This is a genomic window from Erwinia sorbitola, from assembly GCF_009738185.1.
In the GTDB taxonomy this organism is placed as follows: domain Bacteria; phylum Pseudomonadota; class Gammaproteobacteria; order Enterobacterales; family Enterobacteriaceae; genus Erwinia; species Erwinia sorbitola.
The window spans coordinates 2681002-2697579 of record NZ_CP046509.1; the positions used below are offsets into that span (position 1 = coordinate 2681002).

Genomic DNA, 16578 nt, shown 5'->3' on the forward strand with positions numbered 1-16578 from the left:
CTGCCCACACTCACAGCTCAATAAACGGCAGTCGTCTGCGGGTACGGAAGGGAGAGGCAGAAACCGCCCTGCCGATGGCGGCGCCGATCTCAGCGCACACGGTAATCCCCTGCACAAATGGGCGATCGTGCATCAGATAAGGCAGTGCACCAAACGCAATACGCCCGCGTGCGCAGTTGGGAGCAAGCAGCGTATAGTTGTCGCCGACTTCCGGGATCTCGTTCCCGGCCGCCAGTAACTGTTTTCTTAACGTCGCAAATGGCAGGTCTTTCGTCGCTAACGGCTGTTGGCCACGTGCATCAATAAACAGATCAAACTGACAGGTTTTCCCCTCAGCGAAGATAACGGTACCCGCTTCTTTTTGTTGCAGATGGTAATCATGACCCAGTGCCAGAATACTGATGACTCCGGCATCGTGCAGAGCCAGCAGGCGACGGATCGACTGTGAAGGGATGGCAGCATAGTTATCGATAAACACTCTGGCGATGCCGCTGTTAAACCGCTTACTGTCGCGCTCATCCAGGAAAGGAACGATCTCCTCGATGACCTCATGTAAACGCAAAATCACATAGCGCCAGGCTACCGTGCGCCGGTCGCGTTTATTGCGTTCAACTTCATCAAGATTGGCCCGTGCCCAGTGGAAGGGATCGTGTTTATGCCGGTCGGCAAACCAGGCTTCAGAGAAACTGTCGACATCCAGCGACCGCAGGGAGACAGACCTGCTCCACTCGGGATCGGCCGCTTCGATCTCCTCCACCATCAGGCGGAAAATACGCTCAAGCAGCCCCGCAGATCCGGCAGCAATGGCATTTTCGATAGCCGATTGCGTGACGATAGTCAGCGGCTCATAGGGGATAGGACAGTAAAAATCGGCTTCCGGAAGAATGCCTGAACGCGACATCAGCGTGATTTTCAGCGCCTCGCTGCCCCGATCCAGAGTAAATTTAATCTGCTGGTCGTCCGTTTCAGCAAATTCGCCATGCTGGAGCACCACCGCCATCGCTGCATCTATCCCGCTAAGTGAGGTACCCATGACGCCGATATTTGCCGCCGGAATGGTTGCCTCCATCAGTCCCGACCAGGGGCTGGGGAAATAGGTGCGGGTGGCTTCGCTCTCATCGGGCCAGACGTGCCCCGTAGCAATGACCGCGAGATCAAACAGCACCGGCGCAGCCTCTCCCTCAGCCCAAAGACGTACGCCTTCATCGGTGGCTTCAAGATCGGTTACTTCACAGTTTTCATGCACCTCTACGGAAAACCCCTGCCGTCTTGCCTGCTCCACCAGCGCCAGGAATCGATCGCGAAAATACTCGCCAAGAAGGATGCGCGGCAGAAACTGGCGGATATGCAGTGAAGCGGCATCAACGCCATAACGTGCCAGATGGCTGTCACTCAGCGTGCGCAACCACTCAATATAGGTGATAAAAACCGGAGGGATTTCGATACTGGCAATGTTCGCCAGCATCATCCGCGAGTTCTCTTCGTTACTGTAGGGCATACCCACGCCCGCCTCGCGCGACTGTTCGTACACCACAATCGACAGCGGCTCCTTATTGTTCAGCAGCGAATAAAGAGTATAAATCCCCATTGGCCCGGCCCCGATAATGGCTATCGTTTTCATCGCTGTTGATACCTCGTTATTGTTATTTCGTCCATTGACTTACCGGGTTTACCCGCCCAGGGCCACTGGCGTTTCAATGCGTATCGTCACGCATGCTGATTAGCCCGTAGCATCTGGTTTACTCAATGATTTTAGTCAGGCTTTCAACAAGCGCCATCACAGAAACGTGCGGCGAAGAACGAAGAGATAAAGAGAGAGGCCAGGGTAAGCATCATGAACGCTTGTCATTAATGCTTACCCTGGAGGACGTTCAGCAACTGCGCAGTTATTGCGTCACAGCGCGGGTGCGCAGCGCACGCTTATTGCGGTGCAGCCAGAGAAGTTTACAGGCGGCCGGAATGATAAACATCGACAGCAGCGGTGCGGTAATCATCCCGCCAATCATCGGTGCGGCAATGCGGCTCATCACCTCAGAACCTGCCCCGCTGCCCCAGAGGATCGGCAGCAGCCCGGCAACAATCACCGCCACCGTCATCGCTTTAGGCCGTACCCGCAGCACAGCGCCGTGATAGAGCGCGTCATCCAGCCTTTGTGGCGTAAAGGTGTCCGGCGAAGAGAGTAAGTGGTCGTCCTCAATAGCATGGCGCAGATACATCAGCATCACCACGCCGAACTCAGCGGCCACCCCGGCGAGGGCGATAAACCCGGTGCCGGTCGCCACCGAGAGATGGAACCCCTGCCAGTAAAGGAACCAGATGCCCCCCATCAGCGCAAACGGCAGGCTCATCAGAATCAGCAGCGCTTCGTCCACGCGGCGGAAGGCCAGATAGAGCAGCACAAAGATTATCATCAGGGTCACCGGCACCATCAGCGCCAGCTTTTTATTGGCATGTTCCAGCAGCTCAAACTGCCCGGAGAACGTCACGCTGGTGCCCGGCGTCAGCTCAACCTGTTCTGCAATAACCTTTTTAAGATCCTGTACCACTGACACCATATCGCGGTCGCGCACGTCAATGAAGACCCAGCCGGAAGGACGCGCATTCTCGGTTTTCAGCATTCCGGGACCGGACGCCACCTTAATTTCAGCCACATCACCCAGGGTGATCTGCTGCCTTAGCGGTGTCAGTATCGGCAGCTGTCGCAGCGCCAGCGGACTGTCGCGATACATCTGCGGGTAGCGGATATTTATCGGGTAGCGCTCCACACCTTCTACTGTCTCGCCAACCATTGCACCGCCGATTGCCGATGAGACAAACAGCTGTACGTCGGCAACGGTCATACCGTAACGGGCGGCTTTCTCGCGCTGGATATCTACATCAATATAGCGCCCGCCTTCCAGGCGTTCGGCCAGTGCAGAAACCACGCCCGGCACGGTTTTCGCCACCACCTCGATTTTCTGCGCGGTGCGATCAATATCGCCAAGGCGCGTACCGGAAACTTTAATACCGATCGGGCTTTTGACTCCGGTCGACAGCATATCGATGCGGTTACGGATCGGCGGCACCCAGAGGTTCGCCAGCCCGGGCAGGCGGACGGTTTCATCGAGCTGCTGAATAATGCCCTCAATGGTCATACCCGGTCGCCACTGATCTCGCGGTTTCAGTTGGATGGTGGTTTCCATCATCTCCAGCGGTGCCGGATCGGTTGCGGTTTCCGCCCGGCCCGCCTTGCCAAACACCGTAGCGACTTCCGGAACGGTTTTGATCAGCTTATCCGTGGTCTGCAACAGCACGGCTGCCTGTGCGGGTGAGACGCCCGGCAGCGTCGACGGCATATAGAGCAGATCCCCTTCGTTAATTTCCGGCAGGAACTCTCCGCCCAGCTTACCAATCGGCCATAGCACGCTAAACATCGACAGCGCGGCCACCAGCAGCGTCATCTTCGGCCAGTGCAGTACCTTAAGCAGCAGCGGATGGTAGATGCGAATCAGAAAACGGTTCAGCGGATTACGGTTTTCCTGCGGGATTTTCCCTCTGATCCAGTAGCCCATCAGCACCGGAATGACCGTAATCGCCAGCAGTGCGGCCCCCGCCATGGCGTAGGTTTTGGTAAATGCCAGCGGGCCAAACAGCCGCCCTTCCTGCCCTTCAAGGGTGAAAATCGGGATAAACGAGAGGGTGATAATCAGCAGGCAGATAAACAGCGCCGGGCCAACTTCCACCGCAGCATCGGTGATCACCTTCCAGCGGGTTTCCGAAACCAGCTGCTCGCCAGGGTGCTTATGCTGCCACTCTTCCAGCCGTTTATGGGCATTTTCAATCATCACGATGGCGGCATCCACCATCGCCCCGACGGCAATAGCAATCCCCCCCAGCGACATGATATTGGCGTTCAGGCCCTGGAAGTGCATGATAATAAACGCGATGCACAGCCCCAGCGGGAGCGAGATAATCGCCACCAGCGCAGAGCGCAGATGCCAGAGGAACAGCGCACAGACCACGGCAACCACAAGGAACTCTTCCAGCAGTTTATAGCTCAGGTTATCAATGGCGCGGTCAATCAGCTGGCTGCGATCGTAGGTGGTGACGACCTCAACCCCCGGCGGCAGACTGCCTTTCAGCGCCTCCAGCTTCTCTTTAACCGCTGAAATGACCTGCCGCGCATTTTTACCTGAACGCAGGATCACCACGCCTCCGGCCACCTCACCTTCACCATCCAGCTCGGCGATACCCCGGCGCATTTCCGGCCCAATCTGCACCCGCGCCACATCGCGCAGATAGACAGGGATATTCTTCTCACTGGCTTTGACCACAATATTGTTAAAGTCGTCGAGGCTTGCCAGGTAACCGCTGGCGCGAACCATATACTCAGCTTCGGCAATCTCTACCGAAGAGCCGCCCGCCTCCTGATTCGCCGCGTTCAGCGCCTGATTGACTTCAGGCAGCGTAACGCCAAACTGCACCAGCTTCATCGGGTCAACCTGGATCTGATACTGTTTGACCACGCCGCCGACTGACGCCACTTCCGCCACATTGGGGATGGTTTTCAGCTCATATTTAAGGAACCAGTCCTGCAACGAACGGAGTTCCGCCAGATCGTGTTTGCCGCTGCGATCCAGGAGCGCATATTCAAAAATCCAGCCGACCCCGGTGGCATCCGGCCCGATTTCGGCGCGCGCCCCGGCCGGCAGCTTATCCTGAACCTGGCTGAGATACTCCAGCACGCGGGATCTGGCCCAGTACAGATCCGTGCCGTCTTCAAAAATCACATAGACGTACGAATCACCGAACTGTGAGAAGCCGCGTACGGTTTTGGCCCCGGGAACGGACAACATGGTTGTCGTCAGCGGCCAGGTGACCTGATTTTCCACTATCTGCGGAGCCTGCCCCGGATAGCTGGTTTTAATAATCACCTGCACATCGGAGAGGTCGGGCAGCGCATCAACCGGGGTGTTGGCAATAGTCCAGGCCCCCCACAGGCTGAGAAACAGCGCGCCGAACATTACCAGAAAACGGTTGGCTACAGAGCGCCTGATAATCCATTCAATCATTGCTCTCTCCTCAGTGGCCGCTGTGCTGATGGGCTGAATGGTCTGCCATTCCCGGCATATCAGGCATCACATGTGTATCCGGCATCGCGTGTGTGTCCGGCATCGCGTGGGACTGCATATCATGCGCCCCCGTCATCGTGTGATCGTGCACTTCAGGCATCTGGTGCGTATGGTTGTCCGCCTGACGCATCCGCTCCAGCGCGCCGGAGATGCTCGCTTCCGAGTCAATCAGGAACAGGCCGTTCATCACTACCGACTCCCCCTCCGCCAGACCGGCGCTGATGCCCGTCTGCTGTTGCGATTCATGCTGAACCTTGACCGCCCTGGGGACAAAACGGCCTTCAGCATCAACGGTAATCACCCGCTGTTCACTGCCGTTATCAATCACCGCCTGCGACGGGATCAGCAGCATCTGCTGGCTGCGGGCATTGAGCGTCAGGTAGGCGTTCATACCCGGCTTCAGCAATTCTGCTTTATTATCCACCTGCAATCGAACCTCCAGCGTTCGGGTTTGCGGGTCAACGCTCGGCAGCACCTGCCATTTCTCTATAGTGAATGTCGTCTCAGGATGGGCGGGTACGGAAATTTCGAACTGTGGGGAGTCCTGTAATAACCAGGCCACCGAGGCCGGGAGTGCTGCGCTGATCCACACCGGATCCATGCCCTGAATGCGTGCCACAACGCTCTCTTTGGAAATATTCATCCCGCTGCGCAGATCGAAAGCGGTGATCACCCCGTCAATCGGTGCTTTTATGGTAAAGCGGGTCTGGATCTGGCGCGTCTGGCGAAAGCGCTGGATATCGTCTTCAGGCATGCCGCCGAGTCGCAGGCGCTCCAGCACCCCTTTCAACTGAGCCGCAGAGCCGCCGGTACTGGAAAGCAGCAGATATTCACTCTGCGCCTCGACCCACTCAGGCAGGGTGATTTCTGCCAGCGGAGTCCCTTTTTTAACTTTGTCTCCCACCGTCAGCGGGTACACTCTTTCAATAAAACCCGCCGATCGCGCCTGCACAATCACAAACTGATAGTCGTTAAAGCTGACGGTAGCGGGAAGCGTTTGTCTGTACGTCAGCTGTCCACGCTGAACTTTTGCCGTTTTCACCCCGAGGTTTTGTACCTGAGTGGGATCGATGCGCACTCCTGCGCTGTTTTCAGCGCCGCCTTCATCGGCGTATTTCGGCACTAAATCCATATCCATAAACGGAGATTTTCCCGGCTTATCGAAGCGGGTATCAGGTTTCATCGGGTCGTACCAGAACAGGACTTTACGTTCAGCTGGCGCATCTTCCGTTTTATGCGTAGCAAAAATTGAGGGATATGCCGCCATTGTAATCAGCCCCCCTGCCAGCAGGCCGAGCAGCCCCACCGTGGTATATTTGAATTTTACAGACATCATGTGTAATTCCATTCAACAAGACAGAAACCGGGCGATGTGCCGCAGCAGAGCACCACATCGAATAATTATTTTTATCCTCAGCTGGCTTATTCAGCCCAGCCGCCGCCTAACGCGGTGAACAGCGCGACTTCATTCACGTCACGGGCATAAATCAGATCGAGGATGTTCTGCCGTGTGGCAAACAGCGATCGCTCCGCATCCAGCACTTCGATATAGCTGACCGAGCCGCTGGCGTAGAGCCCCTTCGCCCGTAACAGCGTGATATTCAGTGAGTCGAGATAGCGTTGCTGTGCGGCCAGCTGCCCGCTGAGGCTTTCCCTCTGAGCGAGCGCATCCGCCACCTCTTTGAAGGCGTTCTGAATTTTCTGCTCATAGGTCACTACTGACTGCTGCTGGCGCACTTCGGCCAGCGTCAGGTTGGCTCTGTTACGCCCGGCGTTAAACAGCGGGATATCAATCCTGGGAGCGAAACGCCACAGGCCACTTCCGGCAGTAAACAGGTCGGATAGCTGCGGGCTGGTGGCTTCGATGCCACCGGTCAGGGAGATGCTGGGGAAGAAAGCGGCACGGGCAGCGCCGATATTAGCCTCTGCGGCCTGAAGCTGATGTTCGGCGGCGAGGATATCCGGCCGTTGCAGCAGGATGTCGGATGAGAGATTAGCTGGCAGTTTCACCGGATTGAGCGCCTGTTCAGCCGGAGCTTGCCGTGCCGCTTCGCTGTAGCGGCCCACCACCAGCTGAAGGGCACTGTTTGCCAGCGCCTGCTCCCCTTCTCGTTTGGCGATCTCCGCCTGGGTGCTTTCGATGGCTCCCCGCGCCTGTTCCACGGCCAGTAAGGTGGTGCTGCCGGTGATCAGCTGTTGCCCGACAAAAGCATACGATTGCTGGTAGTTCTTCAGCGCCTCACGGGCGATGCTTAACTGCCCGTCAGCCAGCCGTTGACTGAAATAGCGCTGTGAGACATCAGCCACCAGCAGAATATGTACCGCGCGCTGCGTCTCTTCACTGGCAAAGAAATTCTGCCGTTCCGCTTCGCTCATATTCTTCAGCCTGCCGAAGAAATCCAGCTCAAAGCTGAGTTCTCCGCCCGCCGAATATTCCCGGCTGGTGCCGCGCTGAGAATTAAGACCGCTCTGCCAGTCGAGGCCGGATTTAGCATTCAGCTGCGGATAGCGGTCAGCATCGGTCACATTGTAGCGCGCGCGTGCCTCCTGAACATTGAGCGCCGCCATTCTCACATCGCGGTTATAGCGCAGGGCGTCGCTAATCAGCGTCTGTACCTTATGATCGCTAAAGAAGTTCCGCCAGCCGGTATTCTGATAGCCTGCGGTTACCGGCACCAGCCCATTATGCGAACGGGAAAATTGCTGCGGAACCGGGCTCTCCGGGCGCTGATGATCGGGCGCCAGGGAAGTACAGCCCGCCAGAATAAGCGTGGTACAGAGAGTCAGCTGTTTTAAGGTCAACATGGTGCTTTACGTCCAGAAAAAACGGGTTAAGTCATGCAAATGCATCACCAATCAGGATGAAAATGAGATTAACCAGGTGACTCTGTTCGACGGGTGACTGCTTAATGACAAAACGGTCATTTTCAGTTTAATTCGTTGATATCGCACTGCCGGTCACTAAAATGGCAGCATAATTTCGACATTTCCGAGGACGCGTGAAAATACTTATCGTTGAAGATGAAGTGAAAACCGGCGAATACCTCAGTAAAGGATTAACTGAGGCCGGTTTTGTTGTCGACCTGGCTGATAACGGGTTAAACGGCTACCACCTGGCCATGACGGCGGATTACGATCTGATTGTGCTGGATATTATGCTGCCCGATGTTAACGGCTGGGATATTGTCAAAATGCTGCGGGCGGCCAATAAAGGCATGCCGGTATTACTGCTGTCGGCGCTGGGCACCATTGAGCACCGGGTAAAAGGCCTGGAGCTTGGGGCGGATGATTATCTGGTTAAGCCTTTTGCTTTTGCCGAGCTGCTGGCGCGGGTGAGAACCCTGCTGCGCCGGGGGGCGGCGGTGATCGTCGAAAGCCAGTTTCAGGTGGCGGATCTCTCCCTCGATCTGGTGTCGCGCAAAGTGATGCGTAAAGGCAACCGTATTACCCTCACCAGTAAAGAGTTTACCCTGCTGGAGTTCTTTATCCGCCATCAGGGCGAAGTGCTGCCGCGTTCGCTGATTGCTTCGCAGGTCTGGGATATGAACTTTGACAGCGATACCAACGCCATTGATGTGGCGGTAAAGCGCCTGCGCGCCAAAATGGATAATGACTATGAACCCAAGTTAATTCACACCGTGCGCGGCGTTGGCTATGTGCTTGAGGTGCCCGATGCGGATTAGCTGGCAGCACCGCCCTTTCTCTCTCGCCACCCGTCTGACCTTCTTTATCAGCCTGTCAACGACGGTGGCTTTTGTCGCTTTTACCTGGATGATGCTGCACTCGGTAGAGCAGCATTTTGCCGAGCAGGATATCAACGATCTACAGCAAATCAGCATGACGCTGGAAAATATCCTGAAAACACCGGACACCCCTGAACAGCAAAAAGTTGCACGCCTGAGTGACGCGCTCAAGAGCTATCGCAATATCTCGGTACTGCTGAAAAATCAGCAGCAGCAGGTGCTGTATCACTCCCATGACGGGCCAGATTTACTGAGCGTCCCGGAGCTACCCCAGGCTGCCGGGGAGCAGGTTATTGTCTGGTCAGGGGTGAATAAAAACCACGAGGCCCACGGCGGCGGCCCCACCACCTGGCGGCTGATTAACGCCAAGGTGACCAGTAGTGAAAACGGTAAAGCGGTGAGCTATCACATGCAGATTGCGCTCTCCATCGATTTTCATCTGCACTATATCAATCAGCTTAAACACAATCTGGTGCTGATCGCCGCCGCCATCAGCCTGATGATTATCATTATTGTGTTAATCGCCGTGCATAAAGGGCATCAGCCTTTGCGCAACGTCAGCCAGAAAATTAAAAATATCAGCTCTGAAAATCTTGATGTCAGACTCGATCCACGGCGGGTACCAATTGAGCTGGAGCAGCTGGTCATCTCTTTTAATCAGATGCTGGCACGCATTGAAGATGTTTTTACCCGCCAGGCCAATTTTTCCGCTGATATCGCCCATGAGATCAGAACGCCGATAACCAACCTGGTTACGCAGACCGAGATCGCCCTGAGCCAGCGCAGAACAGAGCAAGAGCTGGAGGATGTGCTCTATTCAAATCTGGAGGAGTATCACCGCATGGCCAAAATGGTCAGCGATATGCTGTTTCTCGCCCAGGCGGACAATAACCAGCTTATTCCTGAACGCTCGCTGCTGGATCTGCGTTCAGAAACGCTAAAGGTGTTTGAATTTTTTGAAGCCTGGGCGGAAGAGCAGGAAGTCAGTCTCACCCTCGAAGGCAGCCCGGCCCTTATTGAAGGGGATCCGCTAATGCTGCGCCGTGTGATTAATAATCTGCTGTCCAACGCCATCCGCCACACGCCGCGCGGTATGGCGGTTACCGTCAGCATCAGCTCCCGCCATGCATGGGTTGACCTGACCGTGGAAAATCCAGGCCCGCCCATCCCGCCGGAACATCTGCCAAGGGTATTTGACCGCTTTTATCGCGTCGACCCCTCACGGCAAAGAAAAAGTGAGGGCAGCGGCATCGGGCTGGCGATCGTAAAATCTATTGTCACCGCTCATCAGGGGAAAATCAGCGTGGCCTCCGATGCGGTTTCCACGCGCTTTACCCTCTCCTTCCCCCGCTACCGCCAGCAGGCCGGCTAGCCAAGGCGGCTGGCTATCATTCGTAACTGTTCAGCGATCTGTTTGAGATCCTGCTGCTGCTGCCCGAATGCCGCCGTAGAGCTGCGTATCACCAGCCGCGCAGGCAGAATGGAGGACGAACGGCTGTGATCGTCTTCGCTGGCCTGCAAAATGCGCTGTACCGCCTCTTTGCCCTGTAAGTCGAGATCCAGAGAAACGGTGGTTAATGCCGGGTGGAAAAACGCACTCTCATAGGTGTCATCATAGCCCACCACCGACACCTGCCCCGGCACCGTCACGCCGCGCTGATGCAGTGCGCTGAGTACGCCTAATGCCATCTGATCGTTCCCTACCAGCAGCGCGCTGAAATCCGGGGTTTCACGCAGCATCTGTAATATTCCGCTGTAACCGCTCTGAGCATCCCAGTTGCCGTGAATCACGCTGACGGGCTTGAGGCCGTAACTCTCCAGGGTTTCCAGCCAGCTCTTCAGCCGCAGCCTTGCTGATACCGAATCTGCCGGGCCTGCCAGCAGCGCAAATTCGCGGTGCCCCTGCTCATAGAGATACTTCACGCTGGCACGGGTGCCGTCAGCCGGATTAAACGAGACGTTAAATACCGAGCAGTACGGATCGACGTCGAGAAACAGACAGATAATGTCCTGGTTCTCCTGCACGATGCGCTCGGCACAGTCGGTCTCCAGCGGTACGTTAATAATCACCTTATCCACCAGCTGTGACTTCAGCTCGTTGATAGAAACCTGCAAACTTTGATTGACGTTCTCATCAATCATGGCGATCAGCACCTGATAGTCCGCCGCGTTAGCATAACGTTTGATCGCCGCCGCCACCTGGGAGGGAGCATGCAGCGCCAGCGAAGTGGTCACCAGGCCAAGGGTGGTGCTCTGCTTACCCACCAGCTGTTGCGCCAGACGATTCGGCACATAGCGCAGCTCCTCAATCGCCTTTGTTACCTTGCTGCGCGTACCTTCCGAGACGTTTGCAGACTTATTCAGCACCCGGGAAACCGTCTGATATGACACCCCTGCGTGACGGGCGACATCCTCCAGGGTGGCGCTTTTTGATTTCATGTTTCTCTTCCCTGTTTACCGATGCCGGAATTGTATCACAGCGCGAATGCTGACCAGGTTAAGTCGGTCACACTGTGATAAATACATACAAAAGTCAGACGTTCACATACACAATTCGGTGATCAACCTCACCAATCGTTACAATTTACGGCTAAATACTTGCACTAAATCACACAATTTCGACACTCCATTTGCGTGAAGTTCATCTCCGGGCGTTTACTGTCGCCAACGTGTGAACGTATGACAAATATAAACAGAGGGTGAGATGAACACAAGACTAACAGCTACCGCTGTGGCACTTGCCGCAGCACTGACTTCTCCTGCGTTGTATGCCGCTATTGATAACATCGACTTTCACGGCTATCTGCGCGGTGGCGTGGGCGTTTCACGCGACGGAGGCATAGAAGAGTGGCAGAAAAATAAAATTGGTCGTCTGGGTAACGAAGCCGATACCTACGGGGAAGTCGAGCTGGGCAGCGAAGTGTACAAAAAGGATGATGTCAGTTTCTATGTTGATTCCATGGTCAGCATGTTCTCTGACGGCTCTAACGATAATGAAACCACCTTTGGTGACGATGCGCAGTTCGGCCTGCGTCAGCTGAACCTGCAAATTAAAGGCCTGATCCCGGGAGATAAAAATGCGGTGATCTGGGGCGGTAAACGTTACTACCAGCGCCACGACCTGCATATCATTGATACCAAATACTGGAACATCTCCGGTTCAGGTGCCGGTATTGAAAACTACACCGTTGGCCCGGGGGCGGTTTCCGTTGCCTGGATCCGGGGTGACGCCAACGATGTGGATTACCGCACCGATGGTGATAACGACGTCAATATCAACTATCTGGACGTACGTTATGCGGGCTGGAAGCCGTGGAACGGCGCATGGACGGAGTTTGGTGTTGACTATGCCATGCCAAACCCAACCAACAAGCAGGAAGAGTACGGCGGCTTATACGAAGCCGATAACGGCGTTATGCTCACCGGTGAAGTCAGCCAGGATATGTGGGGCGGCTATCAGAAGCTGGTGCTGCAATACGCCAATAAAGGACTGGCGCAGAATATGATTTCACAGGGCGGCGGCTGGTACGATATGTGGAATGATACCCGCGATGCCAAAGGCTACCGTGTTATCAACACCGGCCTGCTGCCGGTCACCGACAGATTTTCGCTGAATCAGGTGCTGACCTGGGGCTCGGCGGACAACATTACCGCCTTCACCGATAAGAGCACCCTGCTGTCAGTAGTGGGCCGCGCACAGTATCAGTTTACCGACTATGTCCGCGCTATCGGTGAAGCAGGCAGTTTCTGGCAGAAAGACGAAAACAAAGACGGCAGCGACTACAAGCAGGCGGGACAGAAATATACCCTGGCTCTTGGTCTGGCTGCCGGCCCGGAGTTTATGTCACGTCCTGAGCTGCGCATCTTCACCTCTTATCTGAATGACTCAGAACAGGGCCACAGCTTCCAGGACGGCACCGCCAGCAACACCTGGAACTTCGGTGTGCAGGTTGAAGCCTGGTGGTAATACGCTAATCAACGCCTTCATCATCATTGGATAAGTACTGGATCGTCATTTTGGATAACCGTCACCGGTTATCCATTTTTTTTATGGCTGACGGAAAAAACGAGCTTCCATCAGCTCACGCAGCCGATCGGACTGAGTGCCAAAAATAGCATGCACCTCATGGCCGAGTATCACTACACCAATCGCCCCCGCCTGCTGTAACCCATGGGTATCGACCGCTGACAGTGATTTCACCGTTACCCGCAGCCGGGTCAGACAGGCATCCACCTGCACGATATTTTCACGCCCGCCAAAACAGGTCATCAGGCGATCCAGCAGCTCGCTCTCATCGCTGGCGGCTTCGCCCGCTGCCGTCTCGCGGCTGAAGTATTGCTTAAAAAGTTTCAGACTTACCATAGTTTCAGCTCCTCTCAGATATAAAAAAAGCGGGCTTACGCCCGCTGGTTAAACTGCTGGTTACAACGGCGCGCGCAGCACGCGACAGCCCCACGGCGGCAGCGTCAGAGCACCTGATAGCGGCGTACCCTCTATCAGATCGCTGATCCCCTGCGGCAGGGTGAGCGTCTGCACCCGCTCGGTGAAGTTTTGCAGGAAAATAAACGACTGTTCGCCATCGGTACGGCGATGGGCAGTAACCCCTGGCGGGAAGTCCACTGCCAGCGCACGCGGCAGTGCCAGCTTCGTTATCAGTGCGCCGTAGAAATCACGGTGGAAAGCACGGTCGTTACGGGAAGCGATATACCAGGCCTGACCTGCACCGACGCTGTTAACCGTCAGCGCCGGTTTACCGGCATAGAAATCGCTCTGGTAGACCGCCAGCGCGCTGGCCCCTTCCAGATGAATATGTTCACAAAGCTCACGCGCCTGCCAGGCACCCTGGAGACCCAGCGCATTGCCTTCGATGGCACGCACTCCGTTGGACTCTTCGTCCGTCAGGCTGTCGATCTCTTCCGCCCAGATCCCCAGCAGCGGACGCAGCGGCCCCGGGAATCCGCCCAGATAGCAGAGGTCGCTCTCGTTGACCACCCCCGTCCAGTAGCTGGCAACAAACTGCCCGCCCCGACGCAGATGCTGCTCCACACGTTCAGCAAAGCCGTCGCGCACCATATAGAGCATCGGCGCGATCACCAGTTCATAGCCGCTGAGATCGGCATCGGCATTAATCACATCTACCGCCACACCCTGCTCCCAGAAGGCACGGTAATGCTCGGCCACGGTGCGTTCATAGTGCAGACCAATATTGCGCGGTCCCTGGGCGTTATCCATCGCCCAGCGGCTTTCCCAGTCAAAGATAATCGCCACTTTTGCTTCTACACGGCTGCCCAGCACCGGCGTCATCGCCGCCAGCATCCGGCCCAGTTCGGACACTTCACGCCCGATACGCGTATCAATATGGCCGACGTGATCCACCACCGCACCGTGGAATTTCTCCACCGAGCCACGGCTTTTACGCCACTGGAAATACTGCACCGCATCCGCACCGTGTGCCACAGCCTGCAATGAAGAGAGAATATGCATTCCCGGCTTTTTCAGCTTACTGGTGGGCTGCCAGTTAGTCGCGCCAGGAGTGGACTCCATCAGCACAAAGGGCTTGCCCTGCTTCAGGGTGCGCATCAGATCGTGATACATGGCGGTATAACAGGCGAGCGTGGTTTCATCCTTCTCGTTATGCCAGGTGGGATAACTGTCCCAGGAGATAAAATCAATCGCCTGCGACAGCTTCCAGTAGTCGTAGTCGTAGAAATATTCCATAAAGTTAGTGGTAGCGGGCAGCTCAGGATTCACCGCTTTCAGCGGTTTAATCTCTTCGGCGCAGAAGTCGGTGACCTGGTCGGTCATAAAGCGACGCCAGTCGAGATTCAGCCCGTGAATGGAGACTTCCCCCTGCGGCGCGGGTGAAGCAATCTGCGACCAGTCGCTGTAGGTGTGGCTCCAGAAATCGCTCCACCAGGCGTGATTAAGCTGCTCAAGGGTGCCATAGCGGCGCTGTAACCAGCCGCGAAATGCCTGCTGACAGCGGTCGCAGTGGCACTCTCCGCCATACTCATTCGAGATATGCCAGCCAATAATCGCCGGATGATGAGCATAGCGCTCCGCCAGCTGGCGGTTGATCGCCTGCACTTTTTGCCGATACACCGGCGAGGTCATGCAGTGATTATGCCGCCCGCCGTGCAGCGCTGGCACCCGGTCACGTCCGACACGCAGTACTTCAGGATATTTTTGCGACATCCAGGCCGGGCGAGCGCCACTTGGCGTGGCGAGAAATACATGAATAGATTTCTCATGCAGTTTTTCCAGCACATTATCCAGCCAGCCAAAATCATAACGCCCCTCTTCCGGCTCCAGTTTTGCCCAACTGAAAATCCCGACGGACATCACATTGCAGTGTGCCTGCTGCATCATTTCGACGTCTTTATCAATGATACCCGGCGTGTTTGCCCACTGTTCGGGATTGTAGTCGGCACCATGCAGCAGCGTGGTCACTCCGGCTGACAGCGGTGGAAATTTATTCATACCTGTTCCTCAAAGGTGTCAAAGACACCGGCCCGCAGGCCGGCGAATTAATGAAAAGCCTGCACTGACGGCAACACTTTGCCTTTGCAGTCAAACAGCGCCTGATTCTCACGCGCATTACCCTGTTTCCACTCGTCATGGATATACTTCATCCCTTCCGGCGTGGCCCAGGTGTTGCCCGCAGCGGGGATCCATGTCGGTTCCCAATACACCACGCCCTTGCCACGATGGTTGGGCACTGCCAGTACTGCCTGGATCAGATCGTGCAGATAGGCCGCCTGGCCCGCGACGCTGGCCGGGTAACCACCGTCTTTCTCTTCTTTCGCCTGGAAGCTGTTTTCGGCGCTGTCGCAATTTTCCAGCGTGTAACCGTAGGCTGCTTCCACCACCATCACGTCTTTCTGATAGCGCTGGCTGATATCGTCCATATTGGCTTTCAGCGCGCTGATCGGCCCATTCCAGTAGGTGTACATCGACAGGCCGATAACATCGAACGGCACCTGACGACGGGTAATTTCATCGAACCACCAGCGGAACATGTCATTTTTAGTGCCCTCCGCCAGGTGCAGCATAATTTTCACCTGAGACGGGTCGCTGAGATTCTCACGCAGGCCCGAAATACCGGCTTTCAGCAGCGCGGCCAGACGGTCAAACTCACCGCCGTTCTGCCCCCAGCTTTTGCCTTCCGGCCACAGCATCCCGCCGTTCAGTTCGTTGCCGATCTGCACGATTTCCGGCAGCACCCCTTCCGCCTTAAAGCGCGCTATGGTGTCGCGGGTGTAATCATGAACACGTGTTTCCAGCTGCGGGAAGGTGAGTTTTTCCCATGCTTTCGGTTTGAACTGTTTGCCCGGATCCGTCCAGAAATCGCTGTAGTGCAGATCCAGCAGGATTTGCATGCCCGCCGCTTTGGCACGCTTCGCCAGCGCCAGGGTGGTGTTGAGATCGTTGGTGCCGCCGCCGTAGGCTTTGCCGTTAGCGTCGTAAGGGTCAACCCACAGACGCAGACGAATAGTGTTGATGCCGTTGGCCTTCAGAATGGCAATCGGATCCTGTAACTGGTTGCTGGCGTTGTAGAATTTCGCGCCCTGCTTTTCCAGTTCCGCCAGCGTGGAGATATCAGCCCCTTTCACAAATCCGGCAGGCACCGGCCCGGTTGGGCTGACCAGCGGCGTATTCGCGGCGAAAAGAGGCGTCGCCCAGGCCAGCGCCAGGGCGAGTAATAACGTTTTTGGTCTCATGA

Annotated in this window: 11 protein-coding genes; 3 read left to right on the plus strand and 8 right to left on the minus strand. The window is 55.9% G+C overall.

Annotated features, from left to right (window positions below):
- Nucleotides 1-10 precede the first annotated feature (10 nt).
- The 4 genes from GN242_RS12020 to GN242_RS12035 all read right to left on the minus strand — a co-directional run bounded on the left by GN242_RS12020 (nucleotide 11) and on the right by GN242_RS12035 (nucleotide 7916).
- Entirely contained in the window at nucleotides 11-1621 is a 1611-nt protein-coding gene (locus GN242_RS12020) for an FAD-NAD(P)-binding protein (protein ID WP_154750872.1), read from the minus strand.
- Between the two features lie 265 nt (nucleotides 1622-1886).
- A complete protein-coding gene (locus tag GN242_RS12025) occupies nucleotides 1887-5051 on the minus strand; it encodes a CusA/CzcA family heavy metal efflux RND transporter (protein ID WP_154750871.1) in 3165 nt (1054 codons plus the stop codon).
- Nucleotides 5052-5061: 10 nt separating this feature from the next.
- Nucleotides 5062-6447, minus strand: a complete 1386-nt coding sequence (locus tag GN242_RS12030) for an efflux RND transporter periplasmic adaptor subunit (protein ID WP_154750870.1) — start codon at nucleotides 6445-6447, stop codon at nucleotides 5062-5064.
- Between the two features lie 86 nt (nucleotides 6448-6533).
- A complete protein-coding gene (locus GN242_RS12035) occupies nucleotides 6534-7916 on the minus strand; it encodes a Cu(I)/Ag(I) efflux RND transporter outer membrane protein (RefSeq protein WP_154750869.1) in 1383 nt (460 codons plus the stop codon).
- A 194-nt stretch (nucleotides 7917-8110) separates the two neighbouring features.
- On the opposite strand from GN242_RS12035, the gene GN242_RS12040 reads away from it, so the two are divergent.
- Both GN242_RS12040 and GN242_RS12045 read left to right on the plus strand, forming a co-directional pair.
- Nucleotides 8111-8794 carry a copper/silver response regulator transcription factor gene (locus GN242_RS12040; protein ID WP_156287547.1) on the plus strand — a complete coding sequence of 228 codons (684 nt, stop codon included), beginning with the start codon at nucleotides 8111-8113 and terminating at the stop codon, nucleotides 8792-8794.
- A complete protein-coding gene (locus GN242_RS12045) occupies nucleotides 8784-10226 on the plus strand; it encodes a Cu(+)/Ag(+) sensor histidine kinase (RefSeq protein ID WP_154750868.1) in 1443 nt (480 codons plus the stop codon). The genes GN242_RS12040 and GN242_RS12045 overlap by 11 nt, the downstream gene beginning before the upstream one ends.
- Here the strand turns inward: GN242_RS12045 and GN242_RS12050 are convergent.
- The gene (locus tag GN242_RS12050; RefSeq protein WP_154750867.1) at nucleotides 10223-11293 is read right to left on the minus strand and encodes a LacI family DNA-binding transcriptional regulator; all 1071 of its coding nucleotides are present in this window, start codon (nucleotides 11291-11293) and stop codon (nucleotides 10223-10225) included. The two genes, GN242_RS12045 and GN242_RS12050, sit on opposite strands and share 4 nt — an antisense overlap.
- 265 nt (nucleotides 11294-11558) lie before the next feature.
- On the opposite strand from GN242_RS12050, the gene GN242_RS12055 reads away from it, so the two are divergent.
- Nucleotides 11559-12821 carry a maltoporin gene (locus GN242_RS12055; protein ID WP_154750866.1) on the plus strand — a complete coding sequence of 421 codons (1263 nt, stop codon included), beginning with the start codon at nucleotides 11559-11561 and terminating at the stop codon, nucleotides 12819-12821.
- Between the two features lie 81 nt (nucleotides 12822-12902).
- Here the strand turns inward: GN242_RS12055 and GN242_RS12060 are convergent, their stop codons facing one another.
- The 3 genes from GN242_RS12060 to GN242_RS12070 are packed head-to-tail and all read right to left on the minus strand — an operon-like array spanning nucleotide 12903 to nucleotide 16576.
- A complete protein-coding gene (locus GN242_RS12060; RefSeq protein ID WP_154750865.1) occupies nucleotides 12903-13217 on the minus strand; it encodes a PTS sugar transporter subunit IIB in 315 nt (104 codons plus the stop codon).
- Nucleotides 13218-13277: 60 nt separating this feature from the next.
- Complete coding sequence (locus GN242_RS12065; protein WP_156287548.1) at nucleotides 13278-15335, minus strand: beta-galactosidase; 2058 nt, start codon at nucleotides 15333-15335, stop codon at nucleotides 13278-13280.
- Nucleotides 15336-15382: 47 nt separating this feature from the next.
- A complete protein-coding gene (locus tag GN242_RS12070; RefSeq protein ID WP_154750863.1) occupies nucleotides 15383-16576 on the minus strand; it encodes a glycoside hydrolase family 53 protein in 1194 nt (397 codons plus the stop codon).
- Nucleotides 16577-16578 lie beyond the last annotated feature (2 nt).

What these genes read in the sequence shown, in the direction of transcription:
- GN242_RS12020 (WP_154750872.1), bottom strand. Translation starts at nt 1,621, where the DNA reads ATGAAAACGATAGCCATTATCGGGGCCGGGCCAATGGGGATTTATACT.
- GN242_RS12025 (WP_154750871.1), bottom strand. Translation starts at nt 5,051, where the DNA reads ATGATTGAATGGATTATCAGGCGCTCTGTAGCCAACCGTTTTCTGGTA.
- GN242_RS12030 (WP_154750870.1), bottom strand. Translation starts at nt 6,447, where the DNA reads ATGATGTCTGTAAAATTCAAATATACCACGGTGGGGCTGCTCGGCCTG.
- GN242_RS12035 (WP_154750869.1), bottom strand. Translation starts at nt 7,916, where the DNA reads ATGTTGACCTTAAAACAGCTGACTCTCTGTACCACGCTTATTCTGGCG.
- GN242_RS12045 (WP_154750868.1), top strand. Translation starts at nt 8,784, where the DNA reads ATGCGGATTAGCTGGCAGCACCGCCCTTTCTCTCTCGCCACCCGTCTG.
- GN242_RS12050 (WP_154750867.1), bottom strand. Translation starts at nt 11,293, where the DNA reads ATGAAATCAAAAAGCGCCACCCTGGAGGATGTCGCCCGTCACGCAGGG.
- GN242_RS12055 (WP_154750866.1), top strand. Translation starts at nt 11,559, where the DNA reads ATGAACACAAGACTAACAGCTACCGCTGTGGCACTTGCCGCAGCACTG.
- GN242_RS12060 (WP_154750865.1), bottom strand. Translation starts at nt 13,217, where the DNA reads ATGGTAAGTCTGAAACTTTTTAAGCAATACTTCAGCCGCGAGACGGCA.
- GN242_RS12065 (WP_156287548.1), bottom strand. Translation starts at nt 15,335, where the DNA reads ATGAATAAATTTCCACCGCTGTCAGCCGGAGTGACCACGCTGCTGCAT.
- GN242_RS12070 (WP_154750863.1), bottom strand. Translation starts at nt 16,576, where the DNA reads ATGAGACCAAAAACGTTATTACTCGCCCTGGCGCTGGCCTGGGCGACG.